The following is a 573-nucleotide window of genomic DNA, read 5'->3' on the forward strand; positions in this document are numbered from 1 at the left end:
TAATTAATCTATATCAAAGTTTTCAGACGGCCTTTGGTTGTAAGATGAAGACTGTATATCCCAGCCATTTGGCAAACACAAGGAGCAAAACATGAAAAAATTAATGGCAACCCTGATTCTGGCAGGCTTGGCAACTTCCGTATCTGCAGCCGGTATCCATATTGAAGACGGTTGGGCACGTGCCACTGTCGAAGGTATGAAAATGGGTGGCGCATTCATGAAAATCCAAAACGATGAAGCCAAACAAGACTTCTTGGTAGGCGGCAGCAGCCCTGTTGCAGAACGCGTTGAAGTACACACCCATATTAACGACAACGGCGTTATGCGTATGCGCGAAGTTAAAGGCGGCGTGCCTTTGGCTGCAAAAGGCGTAACCGAGCTGAAACCAGGCAGCTACCACGTTATGTTCATGGGTCTGAAAAAACCGCTGAAAGAAGGCGAAAAAGTACCTGTAACCCTGAAATTCAAAAACGCGAAATCTCAAACTGTCGAGCTGGAAGTGAAAACTGCACCACAATCCGGCATGGATCACGGTAACGGCCATGGTCACGGTGGCGCGCATCAGCACTAATT

1 protein-coding gene is annotated in these 573 nt (G+C 47.5%); it reads left to right on the forward strand.

Annotated elements, in window-relative coordinates; genetic code table 11:
* The first annotated feature begins 91 nt into the window (after positions 1-91).
* Positions 92-571, forward strand: a complete 480-nt coding sequence (locus ACTHUM_RS18010) for a copper chaperone PCu(A)C (RefSeq protein ID WP_440403687.1) — start codon at positions 92-94, stop codon at positions 569-571.
* The last annotated feature ends 2 nt before the right edge of the window (positions 572-573 follow it).

This window comes from Neisseria sp. P0021.S006 (assembly GCF_051956895.1).